Source organism: Mycobacterium sp. GA-1841, assembly GCF_001954135.1.
Lineage (GTDB): Bacteria > Actinomycetota > Actinomycetes > Mycobacteriales > Mycobacteriaceae > Mycobacterium.
In genome coordinates, this window is record NZ_MBEQ01000085.1 from 22,852 (window position 1) to 42,198 (window position 19,347).

Consider the following 19,347-nt stretch of genomic DNA (forward strand, 5'->3'; position numbering starts at 1 on the left):
CCGGCCATCGCGGTGCTATCGTCGCGCCAGAATGAGAAGACGGTCGTTTTCTCACTAGCTGGCCGATCGCAATGAGGAGTTCTGTCGTGACACAACTGCCCGATGTCGACCCGGAAACCCGTCGCCCCGACGTCACGTCGGCCGGGACAGCCGACGACCCACTGGCGCCGGGGACAGTCGGTGAATGGGTGTGCGCACACCCATTGGTGCTGCTCTACGCAAATGTCCCGGCACTGATCATGCCGACGCTGTACCCCAGGATCGCGCATGTGCTCAGCGAGAAGGACCGCGCACTCAATGGCACCGAAGACCTGCCCACCCTGCAGGCCGCGTCTCGACGCCTGATCAGCACCTACGAAATGGTGATGGGCATCGTGTTCGCCGGCCCCGAGGGCGATGACGTGGCACACGGGTTGCACGAGCTGCACCGCCCGATCGCCGGTTCCATGCCCGACGGCAGCTCCTATCACGCCTGGAACAAGGACATGTGGAACTGGACCTGGGGTTCGATCCTCAAGGGCGGCTTGGACATTGCCGACAAGTTCGGGCTCTTCCGCGACAACCGGGAACGCGAGGAGGCCTACCGTGGCCTCAACGAGGTGGGACGCCGATTCGGAGTACGCAGCCTGCCCGACACCTACGACGGCTTCGTCGCCTACTGGGAGCCCATCGTCGAGGACACCCTGCAGGTCAATCCTCAGGTCCAGTTCATCGTCGACCACGCGCTGTATCCACCGAAGCCACGCGGCTGGGGTCTGGTGCCGATGCCGTTGTGGCGCTTGATCTCCCTGCCGTTGACACGCAGCCTCCGGGTCGGGGTGCTGGCCGGGGTGCCGGAGAAGTTTCACGCCCAGATGGGATTGCGGACCACCCGCCTCGATCTCATCGAACGCCGGCTGCACGGGGCGTTCTGGCGAGCCGTGCCCCGATCGGTCTCCGGACGGTTCGGGCCGGCCTACTTCACTCTGCGACGGCGCTTCGGCCAGCCTGGTTGGCGCACGCACTATTCCCGCGAGCAGCTCGAAGCCCACCGGGCCGAGGCAGACCGCCTCCGGTTGGCCTAGGAGCGACGCTCAGCCGCGGTTGCGCAGCTGCGCGAGCGCGCGGTTCGCCGCATTGGCGCCGCACATGCCGTGCGCCCCGGGACCGGGCGGCGTGGCCGCCGAGCAGATGTACATGCCGGGGACGCCGACGTCATAGGGCGCCAACGTGGGCCGGGGACCGAACACCAGCTGGCGGATGTCCTTGGCGCCGGTGCAGATGTCGCCGCCGACGTAGTTCGGGTTGTACACCGAAAGCTCGGTGGTCGAGCGCACTGCGGTGCCGACGATCCGGTCGGCGAATCCCGGCGCGAACCGCTCGAACTGGCCGATGATGGCTTCGGTGGCGTCGCCGGTATAACCGTGCGGCACATGGGCATAGGCGTAGATCGGATTGATCTCACCGGCCGATCGTCCTGGATCGGCCACATACTGCTGACCCACCAGGACGAAGGGCCGACGCGGCATGCGCCCGGCCTGGATTTCCCGTTCGGTGGCCGCAATCTCGTCGAAGTCGCCGCCCAGATGGACGGTGCCGGCCCGGGCCACGGCGGGGTTCGCCCACGGCACCGGGCCGCGAATCGCGAAGTCGACCTTGAATGCCCCTGGGCCGTAACGGAATCGGCGGTAGCCCCGGGCCACCCGCCGCGGCAGCCGGTCACCGAGGAGGTCGGCGACCGCGGTCGGGGTGAGATCGAACATGGTGATGTCGGCCTGAGGCAACTGCTCGGCTGTGGTGATCGCGGTGCCGGTCTGTATCTTGCCGCCGAGCTCGGCCAGAACCGACGCCAACGCATCGGTGATCGACTGCGACCCACCTTCGGCGACGGCCCAACCATGGCGGTGACCGGCGGTCAGGACGCCCAGGCCGATCGCCGAGGTCATCGGGTAATGCAACGGCCGGAACGTATGGGCGGCGACACCGCCGAACAACGCCCGGGCGGCCGGCGTCCTGAAGATGCGCGCGAACACCGCGGCCGGCAGCACAGTGGGTGCACCAAACCGGGCCAATGCCAACGGGTGTGACGGGATGCGCAGCAGAGGCCCCATGACATCGTCGGCGAGTGTGTCGAAACGTGCGGCGGGCCCACCGAACACCGCCCGCCAGCGCGGTCCGTCCGCACCGAGCCCGGCCGCGGTCTGCTCGACACTGCGGTACAGCAGGCCGGCGTCACCGTCGTCCAGCGGATGGGCACAGTCGATTTCGGGCAGGCACCAACGCAGTCCGTGCCGCTCGAGGTCGAGGCCGGCGAGAAAGGCCGAGGCGACGGCCATGGGGTGAATCGCCGCGCAATGGTCGACGACGACGCCGTGGAGAGTCCCGGAGCGAACGCCGCCGCCGATCTCGTCGGCGGCCTCCAACACCGTGACCTCGTGGCCCGCCCGGGCCAACACGATGGCGGCCGCGAGCCCGTTGGGTCCACTGCCCACCACCACTGCCGTGCCCATCGGCGCCCCCTTCACCCCCAGCTTAACCAGCCGAGGACCCAGCCAACTCGGGCCGCCTGTGGATAACTTGTGGATAGTTTTCTACAGGCGGTGTGTCACCGGTGCTCAGCGCGCATGCAGATGAATTACACGCTTGTGAGTAAGACTGCGCGCTCGTCGGCTACCGCAAACTACAGGGGCAGCAGGCCATGCTTGCGCTGCACCTTGGGGCCGTTCTGCTTGTCCCGCAACAACTTCAGGGACTTGCGCAGCAGCAACCGGGTCTCGTGCGGCTGGATCACGCCGTCGATGTAACCGCGCTCGGCCGCGATCCACGGCGTGGCCATGTTGTCGTTGTAGCCCTTGATGAAGTCGGCGCGGATCTTCTGCACCTCGGGTGCGGTCGGATCCGGGAACCGCTTCACCAGCAGCTGGGCCGCACCCTCGGCACCGATCACCGCGATCCTGGCGGTCGGCCAGGCGTAGTTCAGGTCCGCGGTCAGCTGCTTGGAGCCCATCACCGCGTACCCGCCGCCGTAAGCCTTGCGGACGATGATGGTCACCTTCGGCACATCGGCCTCGACGATGGCGTTGAAGAACCGGCCACCGCGCTTGATGATGCCGCCCGTCTCCTCGGCCACACCAGGCATCGCGCCCGGCGTGTCGACCACGAAAACCAAAGGCAGGTTGTAGGAGTCGCAGAACCGGATGAAGCTGGCGGCCTTGTCCGAGGCCTCGTTGCCGATCGCACCCGACATGACCATCGGTTGGTTGGCCACGACGCCGACCGGATGTCCGTCCACCCGGGCGAATGCCGTGATCAGCTCCGGTGAGCGCTGGTCGGCGATCTCGAACACGTCACCGTCGTCGAAGATGCGCAACAGGATCTCGTGCATGTCGTACGCCGTGTTGTCGGCGTCCGGCACGATGGAATCCAGCTCCAGATCGTGCGGCGTGATCTCCGGCTCCAGGCCGGGGTTGATGATCGGCGGATTGTCGAAGTGGTTCGACGGCAGGAAGCTCAGATAGTCCCGCACGTACTGGTACGCCGCGGCCTCCGACTCGACCACCTTGTGAATGTTGCCGCGCTGCGCCTGTACGTCGGCCCCGCCGAGCTCGTCGAAGGTGACGTCCTCGCCGGTGACGTCCTTGATCACGTCCGGGCCGGTGATGAACATGTAACCCTGATCGCGCACGGCGACCAGCAGGTCGGTCTGGATCGGCGAATAGACCGCGCCGCCGGCACATTTGCCGAAGATCAGCGAGATCTCCGGGACCAGGCCGCGCAGCATCTCGTGCCGGCGACCGAGTTCGGCGTACCAGGCCAGAGAGGTGGCGGTGTCCTGGATGCGGGCGCCGGCCGAGTCGTTGATCCCGATGATCGGGCAGCCGACCATCGCGACCCACTCCATCAGCTTGGCCACCTTGCGGCCGAACATCTCGCCGACCGAGCCCTGGAACACCGTCTGGTCGTGGCTGAACACTCCGACCGGCCGCCCGTCGATGGTGCCGTGGCCGGTCACCACGCCGTCGCCGAAAAAGGCGTTCGGATCGCCCGGCGTCTTGGCCAGCGCACCGATCTCCAGGAAGCTGCCCGGATCCAACAGGGCGTGAATCCTGGCCCGGGCCGACGGAATGCCCTTCTTGTCGCGGCGGGCCTTGGCCTTCTCATCGCCCGGATCGGCAGCGATCTCGAGCTTCTCGCGGAGCTCCGCCAGCAGCTCAGCGGTGGTCTTGTTCGTCACTTGCTCTCGCTCTCCGCAGTCGACATTGTCGCTTCGCTCTGGATACGGCCGATCGCCTCACTCAGGTGGGCACCGACCTTGGCAATGTACGGCTCGTCGATGGCCTGGATGTGCTCGCCCCCGATGTGCACGACCTCCAGGTCCGAGGCGTAGTCACCCCAGCCGCCATCGGGCTTGCGGGTGGCGTATGCGGGCTCGAAGACGATCGCGTCATCGTGGTAGCGGTCGGCCATGTAGAGCGTGACGTGCCCGTCGTACGGCTGGATCTCGATGGTGTCCAGCGCCCGGTTGTCCAGGTAGGACGTGCGCTGATGCTCGATGATCCCGCCCGGGATCTGCACGCCGCTCTGCGCGACGACCTCGAGCACGAACTTCACCTGGCCCTCGTCGTCGAGCTTCTCCAGCTCCTCGTAGGGGATCTCGGGCACCTCGACGTTGAACGTGCGCTCGGCGAACCGCGCGTAACGGTCCCAGCGCGCCCGCATTCCGGCCTGGCTCTGGTCGATCGGCTCACCAGGACGCACGCAGTCGATCAGTCCGACGAAGCGGACATCGGCGCCGGCCTGCTTCAGCCCGATCGCACAGGCGTAGGCCAGCGCCCCACCCAGCGACCAGCCGGCCAGGATGAACGGCCCCTTGTGCATCTCCAGCAGCTTGGGCACGTACTCGGCCGCGCGCTCCTCGATCGATCCCTCGACCCGCTCGATGCCGTACACCGGGGTGTCTGCCGGGAGTCGCTTCATCAACGGTTCGTAGACGACCGTGGATCCACCGGCGGGATGGAACACGAAGACCGGGACCTGGGGACCCCCGTCTTTCGGCGCCCGCAAGGTACGGACGAATCCGTCCACCACACCCTCTTCGAGCTGATCGCGCACGATCGTGGACAGCTCTTCGATGGTCTTGGCCGCACGGACCTGATCGACCGTCACGGTGCCCTCAGCCCTCTCGGAGAGCCGCTCGGACAGCTTCGTCGCCGTCTCGACATCGACGAAGGGCAGCTCGTTGAAGATGCCGCCCGGCGACTTTCCGGTGACGATCGCCCAGGTGGCGAAGGTGACCCGCTCGGCAGCATCACGCGGAGGCACGTCGGCGCCCAGCGCCTCGGTGACCGCCTCCTGGGTGAGCACCTTGGCCGCGGCCGCCGCTGCGGTGGCCTTGCTGGGACCGGACGGACCGGACGGATCCGACGGCGGCGGCGGAACTGCCGGGCCACTCGGATCAGTGGGCGGCGGTGGGATTTCCAGACCCTCGGTGACATCGGTGGCCTCGGCAGGCTGACCGTCCGTGTGCCCCAACGGATGTCCCGCCTCGGGACCATTCCCCGTCGCTCCGCTCGCCTCCGCCAGCTTTGCCTCCAGCTCGGCGACCGTCGAGGCACCTCCCAACAGCTCGGACTGCTCGGCCGCGATCTCCTCGGCCGTCTTGCCCTTCTGGGACTCGGCGATCTGATCGACCTCGTCGCGGTGCTCGATCGCGTACTTGATGAGCTCTTCGACGTTGTACAGGTTGGCGTCGCGGACCGCGGTCAGCTGGATCGGCGGCAGGTCGAAGTCGTACTCGACGCGGTTCTTGATTCGCACCGCCATCAGGGAATCCAGGCCCAGCTCGATCAGCGGCACCTCCCACGGCAGGTCCTCGGGCTCGTAACCCATGGCCGCACCGACGATGGTGCCCAGCCGCTGTCCGATGGTCTCACCGGAATCCGGCGACCACTTCTCGAAGCCGGCGCCCATGCCGGCGCCCTTGGTGAGGTTGTCGGACAAAATCTCTGCGTCATCGTCCGGTTCCGGCTCGGCCAGGGCCGGCGCGGCCGAAACCTGCTCGGCGACAACACCGGCGCCCACCGCGGCCGGCAAGGCCGTGGCCGCACCACCACGTGTCACGATCGCGTCGTAGACCAGGGTGAAGCTCTCATCGATCCGGGCGTGCACCTGCACCGAGGCGCCGCCCGGGTGCCGGGTCAGCGTGGTGACCAGCCGCGACCCTTGGGCCGGCACCGCGCGCTGCTCGGACGCCGTCAGCTTGGCATCCGGAAGCACCTGCGCGGCGGCAGCTTTCACCAGGGCAGCCAGATCGGCATCCTTGCCCACGTACTCCCAGACGTGCTTGCCGTCCGGCGTCGCGACGTGGTTGCCGGGCATGACGGCCGAGCTGTCACCGGTGAAGTGGGCCTCCAGCCAGTGCGGCTTGCGCTTGAACTTCGTCGGCGGGATGTCGGCGAAGTCCAGCGCACCGGCCAGGCCGGTCGAGCGACGCGGGAACAACGTCCGGAAGTCCAGGTCATGGCCGTGCACGAACAGGTGCGCCATGGCCGTGACCATCGAGGTGACCTCGTCCTGCTTGCGGGCCAGGGTGGGGATCAGCTGTGCATCATGAAGACCTGCGGCAGCCGTCGTCAGCCCAACCTGCATGAGCGCCACCGGGTTCGGCGCCAGTTCCAGGAACGTGGTGTGACCGTTGTCCACCGCGTTGCGGATGCCGTGGGTGAAGTAGACGCTGTGGCGCAGCCCCTTCTTCCAGTACTCGACATCGTGGATCGGCTCGGCGCCGGCCCGGATCAGCTTGCCCTCGTGCACGGTGGAGAAGTACGCCGTCTGCAGCGGATGCGCTTCGATGCCTTGGATTTCCGCGGACAGCTCACCGAGCAGCGGGTCCATCTGCTGGGTGTGGCTGGCGCCCTTGGTCTGCAGCTTGCGGGCGAACTTGCCCTCGGATTCCGCCCGGGCGATGATCGCGTCGATCTGCTCGGGCGGGCCACCGATCACGGTCTGGGTCGGGGCGGCGTACACGCACACCTCGAGGCCCGGGTAGTCGGCGAACACGGTCTTGATCTCGTCGGCCGAGTACTCGACCAGCGCCATCAGCCGGATGTACTCACCGAACAGCATCGCCTCGCCCTCACCCATCAGGTGGGCGCGCGAGCAGATGGTGCGGGTGGCATCGGCCAGCGACAGGCCGCCGGAGAAGTAGGCCGCGGCCGCCTCACCGAGCGACTGACCCACGACCGCACCAGGTTTGGCGCCATGGTGCTTGAGCAGTTCACCGAGGGCGACCTGGATGGCGAAGATCACCGTCTGGACCACTTCGATGGGGTATTCGCAGGTCTCGTTGGTGTAGTCGATCGCGTCGTCGAGGATCAGCTCGACGATCGAGTAGCCGCGCTCGTCCTGGATGTAGGCGTCGACCTTGTTGATCCACTCCGCGAACACCGGCTCGCGCAGGTACAGGTCCTTGCCCATCTTGCGGTGCTGGGCACCGAAACCGGCCAGCACCCACACCGGCCCGTTGGTCACCGGGCCGTCCGAGGAGATCACGCTCGGATGCTGCTTGCCCTCGGCCACGGCTCGCAGACCCTTGACCGCCTCGTCGTGGTCGTGGGCCAGCACCACGGCACGCGAACGGCCGTGGTTGCGGCGCGACAGCGAGCGCCCGATGGATTCCAGCGATGACGCCCGGCCCTGCTCGCTGTCGATCCAGTCGGCCAGCTCGGCCGCGGCGGCCTTCTTGCGCGAGCTCAGGAATGCCGAGATGGCCAGCGGCACAACCTTCTTGACGGGGTTATCCGCCTCGGACGCGGCCAGCTCCGCACGGGCCGCCTCGATCAGGCGCTTGGCCTCATCGGTCAGCTCCGGGAGCTCATGGTTCGCTTCGTCGTAGGCGGGGTACTCGTCCGCTTCCGGCTCGTCATGGATGAACTCGCCATACTCGTCCATCCGAACCCCACCGACGTAGACGGCGTCCGCATCGTCGGAGGCCGACTTGTCCTCGGACACTTCGGGTTCTGGTTCGGGCTCGACCAGATCAGAGGCCAGCACCTCGCGCAGCACCAGGTGCGCGTTGGCCCCGCCGAAGCCGAAGCCGGACACACCGGTGATGGCGTGGCCGCTGTAGCGCGGCCAGTCCGAGACGGTGTCGTTGACCTTGAGGTGCTCCTTGTCGAAGTCGATGTACGGGTTGGGCCCCGCGTAGTTGATCGACGGCGGCAGCTTGCCGTGCTGCAGCGACAGCGCCATCTTGGCCAGGCTGGCCGCGCCGGCTGCCGATTCCAGATGGCCCACATTGGATTTCACGGCACCCAGCAGGGCGGGCTTGTCCGCGTCGCGCCCGCGGCCGACCACCCGGCCCAGCGCGTCGGCCTCGATCGGGTCACCCAGGATGGTTCCGGTGCCGTGTGCCTCGATGTAGTCGACGGACCGCGGGTTGATCCCGGCATCCTTGTAAGCCTTGCGCAGCACCGCTTCCTGCGCATCGGGGTTCGGGGCGAGCAGGCCGTTGGACCGGCCGTCGTGGTTGACCGCGCTACCGGCGATGACGGCCAGGATCTGGTCCCCGTCGCGGCGGGCGTCGGACACCCGCTTGAGCACCAGCATGCCGCCGCCCTCGGAGCGGGCGTAGCCGTCGGCGTCCGAGGAGAACGACTTGATCCGGCCATCGGGGGCCAGCACGCCGCCGACCTCGTCGAAGCCCACCGTCACCAGCGGGGTGACCAACGCGTTGACGCCACCGACCACCGCGACATCGGCCTCACCCGAGCGCAGTGCCTGCACGCCCTGATGGGTGGCCACCAGCGAGCTGGAGCAGGCCGTGTCCACGGCCACCGACGGGCCGCGGAAGTCGTAGAAGTAGGACACCCGGTTGGCGATGATCGAGCTCGCGGTACCGGTGATGGCATAGGGGTGGGCGATCGACGGATCGCTCATGGCCAGGAAGCTGTAGTCGTTGGTGGAGCTGCCGATGTACACCCCGACGCTGGTGCCACGCAGGCTGGACGCCGGGATCCGGGCGTGCTCCAACGCCTCCCAGGTCAGCTCCAGGGCCATCCGCTGCTGCGGGTCGATGTTGTCGGCTTCCATCTTCGACAGCGCGAAGAACTCGGAGTCGAAACCCTTGATGTCGGACAGGTAGCCACCGCGGGTCCGGGCCTTGGCCACCCGTTCGGCGATCCGCGGCTCGTCGAGGAACTCTTCCCACCGTCCCTCGGGCAGGTCGGTGATGCAGTCCTTGCCGGCCAGCAGGGCTTCCCACATCTGGTCCGGGGTGTTCAGGTCGCCCGGGAACCGGGTGGCCACACCGACAATCGCAATGTCCTCGACATCACGTTCCCGCGACCAGTCCTCGTCGCCGGTGTCCTCGGGTTCGGGCTCGCCCTCGATGATCACCGTGGCCAACGATTCGATGGTCGGATGCCGGAACAGCACGGTGGCCGTCAGCGTCACCCCGGTGAGATCCTCGATGTCGCTGGCCATGGCCACCGCGTCCCGCGAGGACAGGCCCAGCTCGATCAGCGGCGTGGATTCGTCGATCGCGTCCGGCGACTGCCCGGTGGCGTTCGCCACCGCCTTGCGCAGCCACTCCCGCATCTCCGTGACCGTCAGGTCGGGGCGCGACGCCGGCACCCCGGTGCCTTCTTCTGGAAGATTCGAATTGCTTTGGGTGTCATCCATGTTCAAGTCACCTTCGTCGTGCAGGGGCGCCGGGCAGCGGATGCCTGGTGGAGCTCAGTCGGTCTCGTCGGGGAAATCGTTGGCGATCTTGCCGCTGCGCAGTGACCCGTCCAGATAAGCCGAGCGGCAGGCCCGCCGGCCGATCTTGCCGCTGGAGGTGCGCGGGATGGCGCCGGCCGCGGTCAGCAGCACATCGCGCACCGTGACGCCGTGGCGTACGGCGATCGCGGCCCGGATGTCGTCGGTGATCGGGCCGACCTCAAGTTTGTGTGAGCCGGGTGCCCGCTCGGCGACGATGACCAACTGCTCGGAGGTGTCGTCGTCATCGCGGTGCAGGCCGGCGTGGGCATTCTCGAAGACCTCGTCGGGCAGCTGGTTGGCCGGCACCGAGAAGGCCGCGACGTATCCGGTGCGCAGCGCCTTGCTGGCTTCCTGGGCCGAGTACTCGAGGTCCTGCGGGTAGTGGTTGCGACCGTCGATGATCACCAGGTCCTTGACGCGGCCGGTGATGTACAGATCGCCCTCGAAGAAGGCGCCGTAGTCGCCGGTGCGGACCCAGGTCGCGTCGTCGTCGGCGCCTTCGGCGTGCGACGGGCTGGTACGCGACTTGAGGGTGTTCTGAAAGACTTCGGCAGACGCTTCCGATTTGCCCCAGTAGCCGGTGCCCATGTTCTGGCCACTGATCCAGATCTCGCCGACCTGGCCGTCGGGCAGCTCGGTCGCACTCTCGGCGTCGACGATCACGGCCCACTCGGAGACGCCGACCCGGCCGGCCGAGGCCTGCGCGACCGCCTTGGGCGAGTCACCGTCCACCTCGACGATCCGACCGGTGTTCAGCGCGTCACGGTCGACGTAGATGATCTTGGGCTCTTCGGCGGCCGGCGTGGTCGACACCATCAGCGTGGCCTCGGCCAGGCCGTAGGACGGCTTGATCGCCTTGGGCGGGAAGCCGAACGGGTTGAACGCCTCGTTGAACCGGCGCACGGTGGCCGCCGAGATCGGCTCGCTGCCGTTGAGGACCGCCTTGACGTTGGACAGATCGAGCGGCGCTCCGTCTTTCGGGACACCGCGAGCGGCGGCATGGTCGAACGCGAAGTTGGGAGCCACCGAGATGACGCCGCCGGTGTCGCCCTCCTTGCGGGCCATCTCGCGGATCCAGCGCTCGGGACGGCGCACGAAGGCGGCCGGGGTCATGAACGTGAAGTAGTGACCGATCATCGGGGCGATCAGCGCGGTGACCAGACCCATGTCGTGGAAGAACGGCAGCCAGGACAGACCGCGGTCGCCCTCCTCGCCTTCGAGCGCCTCGACGATCTGCACGATGTTGGTGGCCATGTTCAGGTGGGTGATCTGCACACCGGTCGGGATGCGGGTCGAGCCCGAGGTGTACTGCAGGTACGCGATGGTGGTCTCGTCGGGACCTTCCGGATGTGCCCAGGTGGCGGCGACGTCGTCGGGCACCGCATCCACCGCGATGACGCGGGGGCGCTGGTTGGCCGGACGGCTGCGGAAGAACTTGCGGACGCCCTCCGCGGCGTCGGTGGTGGTCAGCACCGCCGACGGATGGCAGTTGTCCAGCACCGCGTGCAGGCGGCCGACGTGTCCGGGCTCGGACGGGTCGAACAGCGGCACCGCGATACGGCCCGCGTAGAGGGCGCCGAAGAAGGCGACGAGGTAATCGAGGTTCTGCGGGCACAGGATGGCGACGCGATCACCCTCCTGGGTGACCTGCTGAAGCCGGGCGGCGACCGCCTTGTTGCGGGCGCTGAACTGCGACCACGTCAGATCGCGGGCAATGCCGTCGCGTTCGGTCGAGAAGTCCAGGAAGCGGTACGCCAGCTTGTCGCCACGAACCCTGGCCCAACGCTCGACGTGCTCGACGATGCTGGCGCCGTCCGGGAACTTGATCTGACCGTCCTTGATGAACGGATTGATGAACGCCATTTAACTCTCCTGTCAGAGCCGTACTCGTCGCGTTGTCGCACGTCACTGGCGGTGCGTCGCAGCCACTGAGCGGGCCGGTACGTACCCAAACCCGGACGATCGTACCGGGCGCGCTCCGGACCCACGGATCACCTGATGAATCCATACAACCCGCAACGAACGCGTAAAGCTCTTATTTTTCTCTTAATGTTAGGGGACCGTGATGGTCCCGACCAAATCCGGCGCGCCCTAATCAGCCGTGCTTGGGATGGGGCGCGTTCTCCACCAGGTCCTTGGCCCAGCTCAATGTCCACTGCGTGGCGGTCTGACCGTTCTCCACCCAGAACTGCGGGGTGTTGTACAGCGCGTGCACCGGTCCGGCCGCGCTGCCCGACAGCGTCTCCAACGTCTTGGGCAGATTGAAGATCGAGAACGCTTCCTCGGGCGCCGAACAGATCAGATCGCCCTTGCCGCAGATCTGATTGGTCCGCTTGTCCAGCGCCCCGAATCCACCCGGACGCGGACCCGTCATCGTCAGCCCCATCTCGGACAGCACCGGCACCTCGTGCAGCGTGATCTCGGCACCCTGCCCCGGCGGGTTGGGGCCGACGTCCTGACCGACGCCGAGCTGGCGACGACCGTCGGCGATCAACGTCACCCCCAGCACCAGGTCCTCGTCCACCGGGCCGCGGCCATTGCCGATGTCGCTGGCCAGATCCCCGCCGATCACCGCCCCCTGAGAGAACCCGGCGATCACATAGCTGGTCAGCGGGCAGCGGTCGTTCATCTCCGTCATCGCCTTGACCGCGGTGCGCATGCCCTCGGCACGGCTGTCGTTGTAGGACATCTGGTTGTCGGCGGAGAACGGGTTGTGGAACTGCGCGGTGTAGGGGACGGTGTACACCTCAAGGCGGCCGGGGTCGAACTGCTCGGCCATCGGCCGGGTGATGTTGGACATCAACGACATCGGGAACTGCGTCGGGTTGAACGGGTCGTCGGTGGGCGACGATTCCCAGGTGCCCGGGATCGACACCATCATCACGTCGGGGCAGTCCGCGGACTGGAACTCCGGACGCGGTTTACGCGTCGTCGACGGGCCGCCGGGCACCCCCGCCGGGGGCTGGGCCGACGGCGGCGCCGACGGAGTCTCAGGGCGACGCAGGATGATCACCACGACCGCGACCACCAGCACCACGACGAGGGCCATCGCCGCTGCGGCTATCAGGGCCAGGATGCGGTGACGCTTCCTGCGGCCGGCGTTTTTTGCCATGGGTTACTCGGGCTCCTCGCGTGCGGGCGGCTGATCTGCAGCTAGCAGAGATGTTCGGTGGCGATACGGATGTAGTCGGTGGCGGCAGCGTCGATCTCCGCGGGGCTCGGCGCGGCCCGGCCGGAGTGGGCGTCGCGCACATCGCTGCGCACCAGCGGCAGGACGAAATCCCGCACGGCCTGTTCACCCTGCTTCGCGGCGCGGGCCTGACACACATACGAGCCGATCGACAGGGCCAGCAGTTCGCTGGACGGCGTGATACCGGCGGCCTTGAGCTCGTCGAGATAGATGTGCTGCTGGGACGTGACCGCCACATGACCGACACGGCCCTGCTGCGCGGACACCGCCTGCGGCTGGGCACCACCACCCACCTGCGACGTGGGCAGCACCAGGGGCGCCATGACGTCGCCGTCCACATCGCAGCCCGTCAGCAACGATGCAGCGGACACCGCCACCACCAAGGCGGCCGACCGTACCGTGTGCTGCACGCTTCCACCGTACCGGCTGGTGAAATGTGTCCCGGCGCAGGTGATTCTGGTCGCAACGGCAGGTTAGCCCGCACGGCTACTTGATGGTCGCGACCAGTTCGCCCGACATGTGGGCGAGCTGCGGGGCCCAGCTGCCCCAGTCATGCTGCCCCGAGGCCGGGATGTCGAAGTGTCCGTTGCTGCCGCCCACAGCCCGGTAATGCTGGTAGAACGACCGGTTGCTGCCCTGCGCCTGATCGCACACACCGATCATCGCGGCCGGGTCGCTACAGGTGAGCGTGGCCGGGCTGTACACCCACAACCGGGTGTTGGCATCCGCGAGCAACTGCACGTGCACGTCGGGGTCATGCCACTTCCACCGGCCCAGCTGTGGGGCTCCCCACATGCCGTAGCTGTCCACCCCGCCGAACTGCGCCAGCCCCGCGGTGATCGCACCGTTCATCGTGGTGGCCGACGGGGTCAGGAAACCCGACAGCGACCCGGCGAACCGGAACCGGTCGGGATGGAACGCGGCCAGTGTCACCGCCGCGGTGCCGCCCTGCGCGGCTCCGACGACGCCGTGCCCGCCCGGCGCCAGACCCTTGTTGGCGGCCAGCCAGTCGGGCAGCTCCGCGGACAGGAACGTCTCCCACTGCTTGCTGCCGTCCTGCTCCCAGTTGGTGTACAGGCTCCAGGCGCCGCCGGCCGGTGCGGCCACCGAAATGCCGCGTCCGGCCAGTGTCGTCATCGCGTGTCCGGCGTTGACCCAGTTGCTGACATCGGGTGCGGCGTTGAACGCGTCCAGCAGGAACACCGCGTGCGGACCGCCGCCCTGGAATGCCACCGGGATGTCGCGGCCCATCGCCGCCGACGGCACCATCAGGTATTCGACTCCGTCGGCCCGCGCCGGGGCACCCGCCACCGTCGATACCGCCCACAGGCCGGCACCGAGCACCGGGGCCAGCAGGGCCAGCAGCATCGCCCGCATCGGGCCCAACGCACGTCTCATCATCAACCTCTCCTGCTGCCGATCGGTCCCAGATGTGCCCCCACACACGTAACCCGGGTTGTAGTGAACCACATCGCCGCTTCACCCGACGCTGGAAACGACTGACGGGGGCGCCCCCGTGCGGGGAGCGCCGCCGTCAGTACTGTCAGTGTTGGTTCGCCACCTGCCGCCGGATCAGGCGGTCGGGGTCGCGCCCAGAACCCGCTGCAGGTCAGGCTTCATGGCCTGCACCTGCTGGCCCCAGTACGCCCAGTTGTGCGTACCGCTCTGCGGGAAGTTGAACACGGCGTTCTTGCCGCCGGCCGCGATGTACTTCTCCTGGAAAGTGGAGTTGGTGCGGCAGACGAAGCCCTCGAGGAACTTGGCGGGCATGTCCGCGCCACCCAGCTCGCCCGGCTTGCCGTTACCGCAGTAGACCCACAGGCGGGTGCCCTGCGCCGCGATGGTCGCGACGTTCTCGGTCGGGTCGTTGGCCTTCCAGGCGTTGTTCGGATCGCCGGTCTTGCCCCACATGTCGTCGGCCTTGTAGCCGCCGGCGTCACCCATCGAGATACCGATCAACATCGGCCACCAACCCTCGGACGGGTTCAAGGTGCCCGACAGCGAGGAGGCGTAGATGAACTGCTCCGGGTGGCGCATGGCCAGGATCAGCGCGGAGGAACCGGCCATCGACAGACCGACCACGGCACTGCCGGTCGGCTTCACGTCGCGGTTGGCCGCCAGCCAGGTCGGGAGCTCGCTCGTCAGGAAGGTTTCCCACTTGTAGGTCTTGCAGCCACCGTCCTTGCTGCCACACGCCGGCTTGTACCAGTCGGTGTAGAAGCTGGACTGGCCACCGACCGGCATGACCACCGAGATGCCCGAGTTCAGGAACCACTCGAACGTCGGGAGTTCGATGTCCCAGCCGCTGTTGTCCTCACGAGCACGCATACCGTCGAGCATGTACAGCGCGGGAGCACCCGGCCCACCACTCTGGAACTCCACCCGGATGTCGCGCCCCATCGCTGCCGACGGGACGTCGAGATACTCGACCGGCAAACCGGGTCGAGACCAGGCTCCAGCGGTCGCCGAGCCGCCTACGACGCCCACCAGGCCGGGTAGCACGGCCGCCGCGGCGACCGCAACCGTCAGCCGGCGCGACAGACCTGCCGCTGCGCCGCGCATCTTCCCAACGAACTTCATACCGCTCCCTATCTGAATCTCTTCTTCGTATTCCGCACATCGATAGACACCGACGTAAGCGGCTCACGTGCCCGTGTAGTCAACCACACGCTCACGCGATGCTTCTCTGCAGCAGTTGTGGCTCCGAGTGCCCTTGTGCCGGTGATGAGCGTGGTTGCGGGGTGCAGCGGACCAAATGGGCCCCGCGGCCCGGTGTGAGGAACGTCTCCCGTTCGAAGGCGAAGACTCCAAAGGTCAGCATCGGTTTTCACGCACGTCCATTCAAGATCGGTCACGCAGGCTCGATTGGGTATCGGCCCGAAGCGACCGCGCGTTACCGAAAACTCCGGATTCGATTCCGGCCGGCGGCGGTGCGGCTACGGACCGGTGGCCGGCATCCCGGTGTACGGCGGATTCTCGGGCTCGGGAATCGGCAGCCCACACCGCTTCAACTCATACAGGGGGACCCGGTCGATCCGGTATTTGGTGAACTCATAGGCGTGCACCAGGTTCGACAGGAACCGCCGCGGCGTCAGCTCGCCGCGCACCGAGTTGAGCATCGACTCGGTGGCCGGGCATTTCAGCGCCGCCTGCGCCTGCGCGATCCATTCCTCGTCGAGGTAGGCCGGAATGTACGGCCGGATCTTGAAGAACGGTCCCTCGGCCACCGCCCAGTCGGGGAACAGGTTCTTGTCGTGCCCGATGCGGCCGTCGGTGAGCCGCTGGGTGTGGGTCGCCAGCGGGTTCGTCAGCCCGATCTGGTCGATGACGCGCACATCCAGACCGACGTTCATGCCCAGCATCCCCATGTTGGTGAAGAACACCGTGTGCGGGAAATGCATGTCGCGCCGGGCTTCCGGGGTCAGTCCCGCCGGCGGCGGATACGCGGGTACGACGTCCCACTGGTCGTAGTTGCCCGAGGGCAGCAGCAGTGCCCCGTCGGGAGTGTTCTCGATCGCGGTCAACACCGCGCGCATGCGCGGGTAGTCCAAATAGTCGGCGGCGGTGAGCGGATGGGCGTGACCGGTGGCCTGCGAGTAGAACCGGCGCTCGTCGACGATGCCGCTGTACGTGACGCGGGTGGCGTCGGCACCCATGCCCGGTGAGTTCGCCGCCCAGATCGACCAGCCCACCACCGCGGCCCACAGCACGCTGGTGGCCGCAGCCAGCAGGTAGCCCGTCTCCCGGGTGAACTTGGTGCCGTCGGGCAGCACGACAGGGATCACCGCGATCGGCGTCAACAGGCAGAACAGCGGGGTGAGCAAGACCCGGCCGTGCATGAAGTCACCGCCCTGGCGCACCCAGTAGATGCCTTGTAGCAGGCCACTGAGGAACATGAAAAGCACTACGGCAGCTGGGCTTTGGACCGTGCGGGCCAACCAGCCGTAGCCGCGGGGCATCTGACGGCGCACCCACCACGGCCGGGTCCGCGTGGTCAGCAGCACCAATCCCAGCGCCACCAACAACATCAACGGCACCCACAACAGATAGGGGTGGTTGAAGTTGGCCAGGTAGGTGAAGCCCTGCGACCACTTGGATCCCGACGCATCCTTGGCCACCGCGGTACCCGGGACCAGCAGACCGTAGTAACCCATCCGGAAGATCTGATAGGCCACCGGAAGCAGCCCGCCGGCCACCACGATCAGCACGCGCCGCCGCCATCCGCGCGCCGCGATGAGCATCATCACCAGCGCACCGCCGCCGATCAACGCCAACTCGGGACGGACCAGCACGCTCAGTCCGGCCACGGCGGCCAGTGCGCCCTCGAACAACCGGCCGAGGATCGGGTACGGCCCGTCGTGGGGTGCCTGGCCCGCGGCCGTCGGCCGTGCGGCCCGCAACGCCTGCGACCAGCACACCATCATCCACCACAGCAGGCCCAGATATGCCAGTACCAAACCGTTTTCGAGGCCCGAGGTGGCGAAGTCACGAGCCGGGGGGACGGCGATGTAGACCAAGGCGCCGGCGGGCAGCAACAGCGCACGGCGGCCCTGCAGGCTCGGCGCGTACAACCTGCCGGTGCCGAGCATCATCAAGACCACTCCGAGCACGCTCAGTGTCAGCGCGAGGGCCAACACCACGTACTCCATCCGGACCGAACCGCCCAGCCAGGCCCCCAGCGTCACCAGATAGGTCCACACGGTGGAGGTGTTGGCTTCCACCCGCTCCCCGGCATTGAAGACCGGGCCGTTGCCCGCCAACAGATTTCGCACGGTGCGCAGGACGATCAGACCGTCGTCGGCGATCCAGCGGCGCTGCCAGGCACCCCAGCCGAACAGCGCGGCCACCACGACCACGCTCACCCACAGACTGATCCGCACCGACGGGTGGTACGGAAACACCGGCCACCGGGCCAGACGCTCGGCCACACTGCCTGCGAGGCGGCGCAGGCCCGGGCCCGGCCGGTCAGCTGAAGTAGATGGCCGCACCGATGGTTCCGATCCACGCCACCGCAAGAAACTGCAGTACCCGGTCCCGGAGTGCGATCTCTTCGGGCTCGCCGGCCATGCCACCATCGACGTCGACCGCATACCGGAGAATCGCGATGGTGAACGGAATCATGGATACGGCGAACCATGACGTCCCACCCGCCCGGTCACGCTCGAACGCCCAAAGGCCGTAACAAACCACGACGGCGGTGGCTGCCAGAGTCCAGACGAACCGCAGGTAGCTGCTTGTGTAACTCTCGAGTGACTTGCGGATCTTGGCGCCGGTGCGCTCGGCCAGTTGCAGCTCGGCATAGCGCTTGCCCGCCACCATGAACAACGAGCCGAACGCCATCATCAGCAGGAACCATTGCGACAGCGGGATCGAGGCTGCTGCGCCACCCGCGATCGCACGGATCAGGTAGGCGGACGACACGATGCAAATGTCCAGCACCGCCTGATGTTTCAAACCGAAGCAGTACGCGAGCTGAATGGCGAGATAGACCGCGATCACCAGGGCCAGGTTCGGTGTCAGCAACCAGGAGACGGTCAGCGCGATGGCGGCGAGCACCACGGCCAACACGTAGGCCACCGACTCCGGCACCACACCGGCGGCGATGGGCCGGAACCGCTTCGTCGGGTGTACCCGGTCGGCTTCGACATCACGGGCGTCGTTGATCAGGTAGATCGACGACGCCGCGAGCGAGAACACCACGAACGCGATCGAGACCTTGTAGCTCAGATCGCTGAGGTCGTACTCGACACCGCCGCCGAGGGCGGCCAGCGGCGCCACCAGAACCAGCAGGTTCTTCACCCACTGCCGTGGCCGCAGCGCCTTGATGATGCCGGTCGCCAGGTTCTTCGGCGGCCTGAGCTCTGTCTGTGCTTCTTCCTCACTCATTTGGCCACGGTCTCCTCAGTCCCGACACCGGCAGTTTTCCCGACGACAGAACCCACGAGGGTCCCGACGGCCACGCCGGTGAGCACGTCGGTGGGATAGTGCACGCCCAACACCAGACGTGACAGCGCCATCGGCACCACCAGCACTGCACGCAGCGGCAGACCGGTGACCCGGGCCAGCAGCACGGCCGCGGCGGTGGTCGAGGTGGCATGCGCGGACGGGAAACTCAACCGGCTCGGCGTGCCGACGTTCACGGCGATGTCGGGGTGATGCGGCCGCTCACGGCGCACCACCCGTTTGATTCCGACGGCAGCGGCGTGCGCGGCGAACGCACCGGCACCGACCGCCAGCCAGGATCGGCGCTTGGCCGGCTGGGCCAGCGCACCCGCGGCGGCGACCGCGAGCCAGCCGAGACTGTGCTCACCGAAATGGGAGAGCGCACGCGCACCGGTCAGCACGCCGGGCCGAGGGGCCAGTGCAGACTGTACGGCGACCAACACGGCGTCTTCGCCGCGCGGGGCATCGGTCAT

12 protein-coding genes are annotated in these 19,347 nt (G+C 67.4%); 1 reads left to right on the forward strand and 11 read right to left on the reverse strand.

The genetic code is table 11. The features are described from left to right. Positions 1-86 precede the first annotated feature (86 nt). A complete protein-coding gene (locus A5740_RS19975) occupies positions 87-1,064 on the forward strand; it encodes an oxygenase MpaB family protein (RefSeq protein WP_076196864.1) in 978 nt (325 codons plus the stop codon). A 9-nt stretch (positions 1,065-1,073) separates the two neighbouring features. On the opposite strand, the gene A5740_RS19980 is transcribed toward A5740_RS19975, so the two are convergent. From A5740_RS19980 to A5740_RS20030, 11 genes are all read right to left on the reverse strand, one after another. Continuing rightward, complete coding sequence (locus A5740_RS19980; protein WP_076196866.1) at positions 1,074-2,489, reverse strand: NAD(P)/FAD-dependent oxidoreductase; 1,416 nt, start codon at positions 2,487-2,489, stop codon at positions 1,074-1,076. Positions 2,490-2,659: 170 nt separating this feature from the next. Continuing rightward, positions 2,660-4,213: an acyl-CoA carboxylase subunit beta gene (locus A5740_RS19985; RefSeq protein ID WP_076196868.1), complete on the reverse strand. Its 1,554-nt coding sequence runs from the start codon at positions 4,211-4,213 to the stop codon at positions 2,660-2,662. After that, complete coding sequence (pks13, locus tag A5740_RS19990) at positions 4,210-9,660, reverse strand: polyketide synthase Pks13 (protein ID WP_076196870.1); 5,451 nt, start codon at positions 9,658-9,660, stop codon at positions 4,210-4,212. The genes A5740_RS19985 and pks13 overlap by 4 nt, the downstream gene beginning before the upstream one ends. Before the next feature lie 54 nt (positions 9,661-9,714). Beyond that, a complete protein-coding gene (gene fadD32 / locus A5740_RS19995; protein ID WP_076196872.1) occupies positions 9,715-11,604 on the reverse strand; it encodes a long-chain-fatty-acid--AMP ligase FadD32 in 1,890 nt (629 codons plus the stop codon). A 232-nt stretch (positions 11,605-11,836) separates the two neighbouring features. Further along, on the reverse strand, positions 11,837-12,853 hold the full coding sequence (locus A5740_RS20000; RefSeq protein ID WP_076196874.1) for a cutinase family protein: 1,017 nt from the start codon (positions 12,851-12,853) through the stop codon (positions 11,837-11,839). 41 nt (positions 12,854-12,894) lie between these two features. Next, a complete protein-coding gene (locus tag A5740_RS20005; protein WP_076196876.1) occupies positions 12,895-13,341 on the reverse strand; it encodes a DUF732 domain-containing protein in 447 nt (148 codons plus the stop codon). Between the two features lie 76 nt (positions 13,342-13,417). After that, positions 13,418-14,329: an alpha/beta hydrolase-fold protein gene (locus A5740_RS20010; protein ID WP_076196911.1), complete on the reverse strand. Its 912-nt coding sequence runs from the start codon at positions 14,327-14,329 to the stop codon at positions 13,418-13,420. A 174-nt stretch (positions 14,330-14,503) separates the two neighbouring features. Then, positions 14,504-15,511: an esterase family protein gene (locus A5740_RS20015; RefSeq protein ID WP_076196878.1), complete on the reverse strand. Its 1,008-nt coding sequence runs from the start codon at positions 15,509-15,511 to the stop codon at positions 14,504-14,506. Between the two features lie 356 nt (positions 15,512-15,867). After that, on the reverse strand, positions 15,868-17,919 hold the full coding sequence (zomB, locus tag A5740_RS20020) for a flagellar motor control protein ZomB (RefSeq protein WP_305800102.1): 2,052 nt from the start codon (positions 17,917-17,919) through the stop codon (positions 15,868-15,870). Further along, positions 17,897-18,817 (reverse strand): decaprenyl-phosphate phosphoribosyltransferase, encoded by a 921-nt coding sequence (locus A5740_RS20025; protein ID WP_076196880.1) that lies wholly within the window; start codon positions 18,815-18,817, stop codon positions 17,897-17,899. The genes zomB and A5740_RS20025 overlap by 23 nt, the downstream gene beginning before the upstream one ends. Continuing rightward, complete coding sequence (locus tag A5740_RS20030) at positions 18,814-19,347, reverse strand: phosphatase PAP2 family protein (protein ID WP_076196882.1); 534 nt, start codon at positions 19,345-19,347, stop codon at positions 18,814-18,816. The genes A5740_RS20025 and A5740_RS20030 overlap by 4 nt, the downstream gene beginning before the upstream one ends.

Bases quoted from the DNA above. Each gene is read 5' to 3' on its own strand.
- pks13 (WP_076196870.1), bottom strand. From the start codon at position 9,660: ATGGATGACACCCAAAGCAATTCGAATCTTCCAGAAGAAGGCACCGGG.
- A5740_RS20015 (WP_076196878.1), bottom strand. From the start codon at position 15,511: ATGAAGTTCGTTGGGAAGATGCGCGGCGCAGCGGCAGGTCTGTCGCGC.
- A5740_RS20010 (WP_076196911.1), bottom strand. From the start codon at position 14,329: ATGAGACGTGCGTTGGGCCCGATGCGGGCGATGCTGCTGGCCCTGCTG.
- A5740_RS20030 (WP_076196882.1), bottom strand. From the start codon at position 19,347: ATGACCGATGCCCCGCGCGGCGAAGACGCCGTGTTGGTCGCCGTACAG.
- A5740_RS19980 (WP_076196866.1), bottom strand. From the start codon at position 2,489: ATGGGCACGGCAGTGGTGGTGGGCAGTGGACCCAACGGGCTCGCGGCC.
- fadD32 (WP_076196872.1), bottom strand. From the start codon at position 11,604: ATGGCGTTCATCAATCCGTTCATCAAGGACGGTCAGATCAAGTTCCCG.
- A5740_RS20000 (WP_076196874.1), bottom strand. From the start codon at position 12,853: ATGGCAAAAAACGCCGGCCGCAGGAAGCGTCACCGCATCCTGGCCCTG.
- A5740_RS20025 (WP_076196880.1), bottom strand. From the start codon at position 18,817: ATGAGTGAGGAAGAAGCACAGACAGAGCTCAGGCCGCCGAAGAACCTG.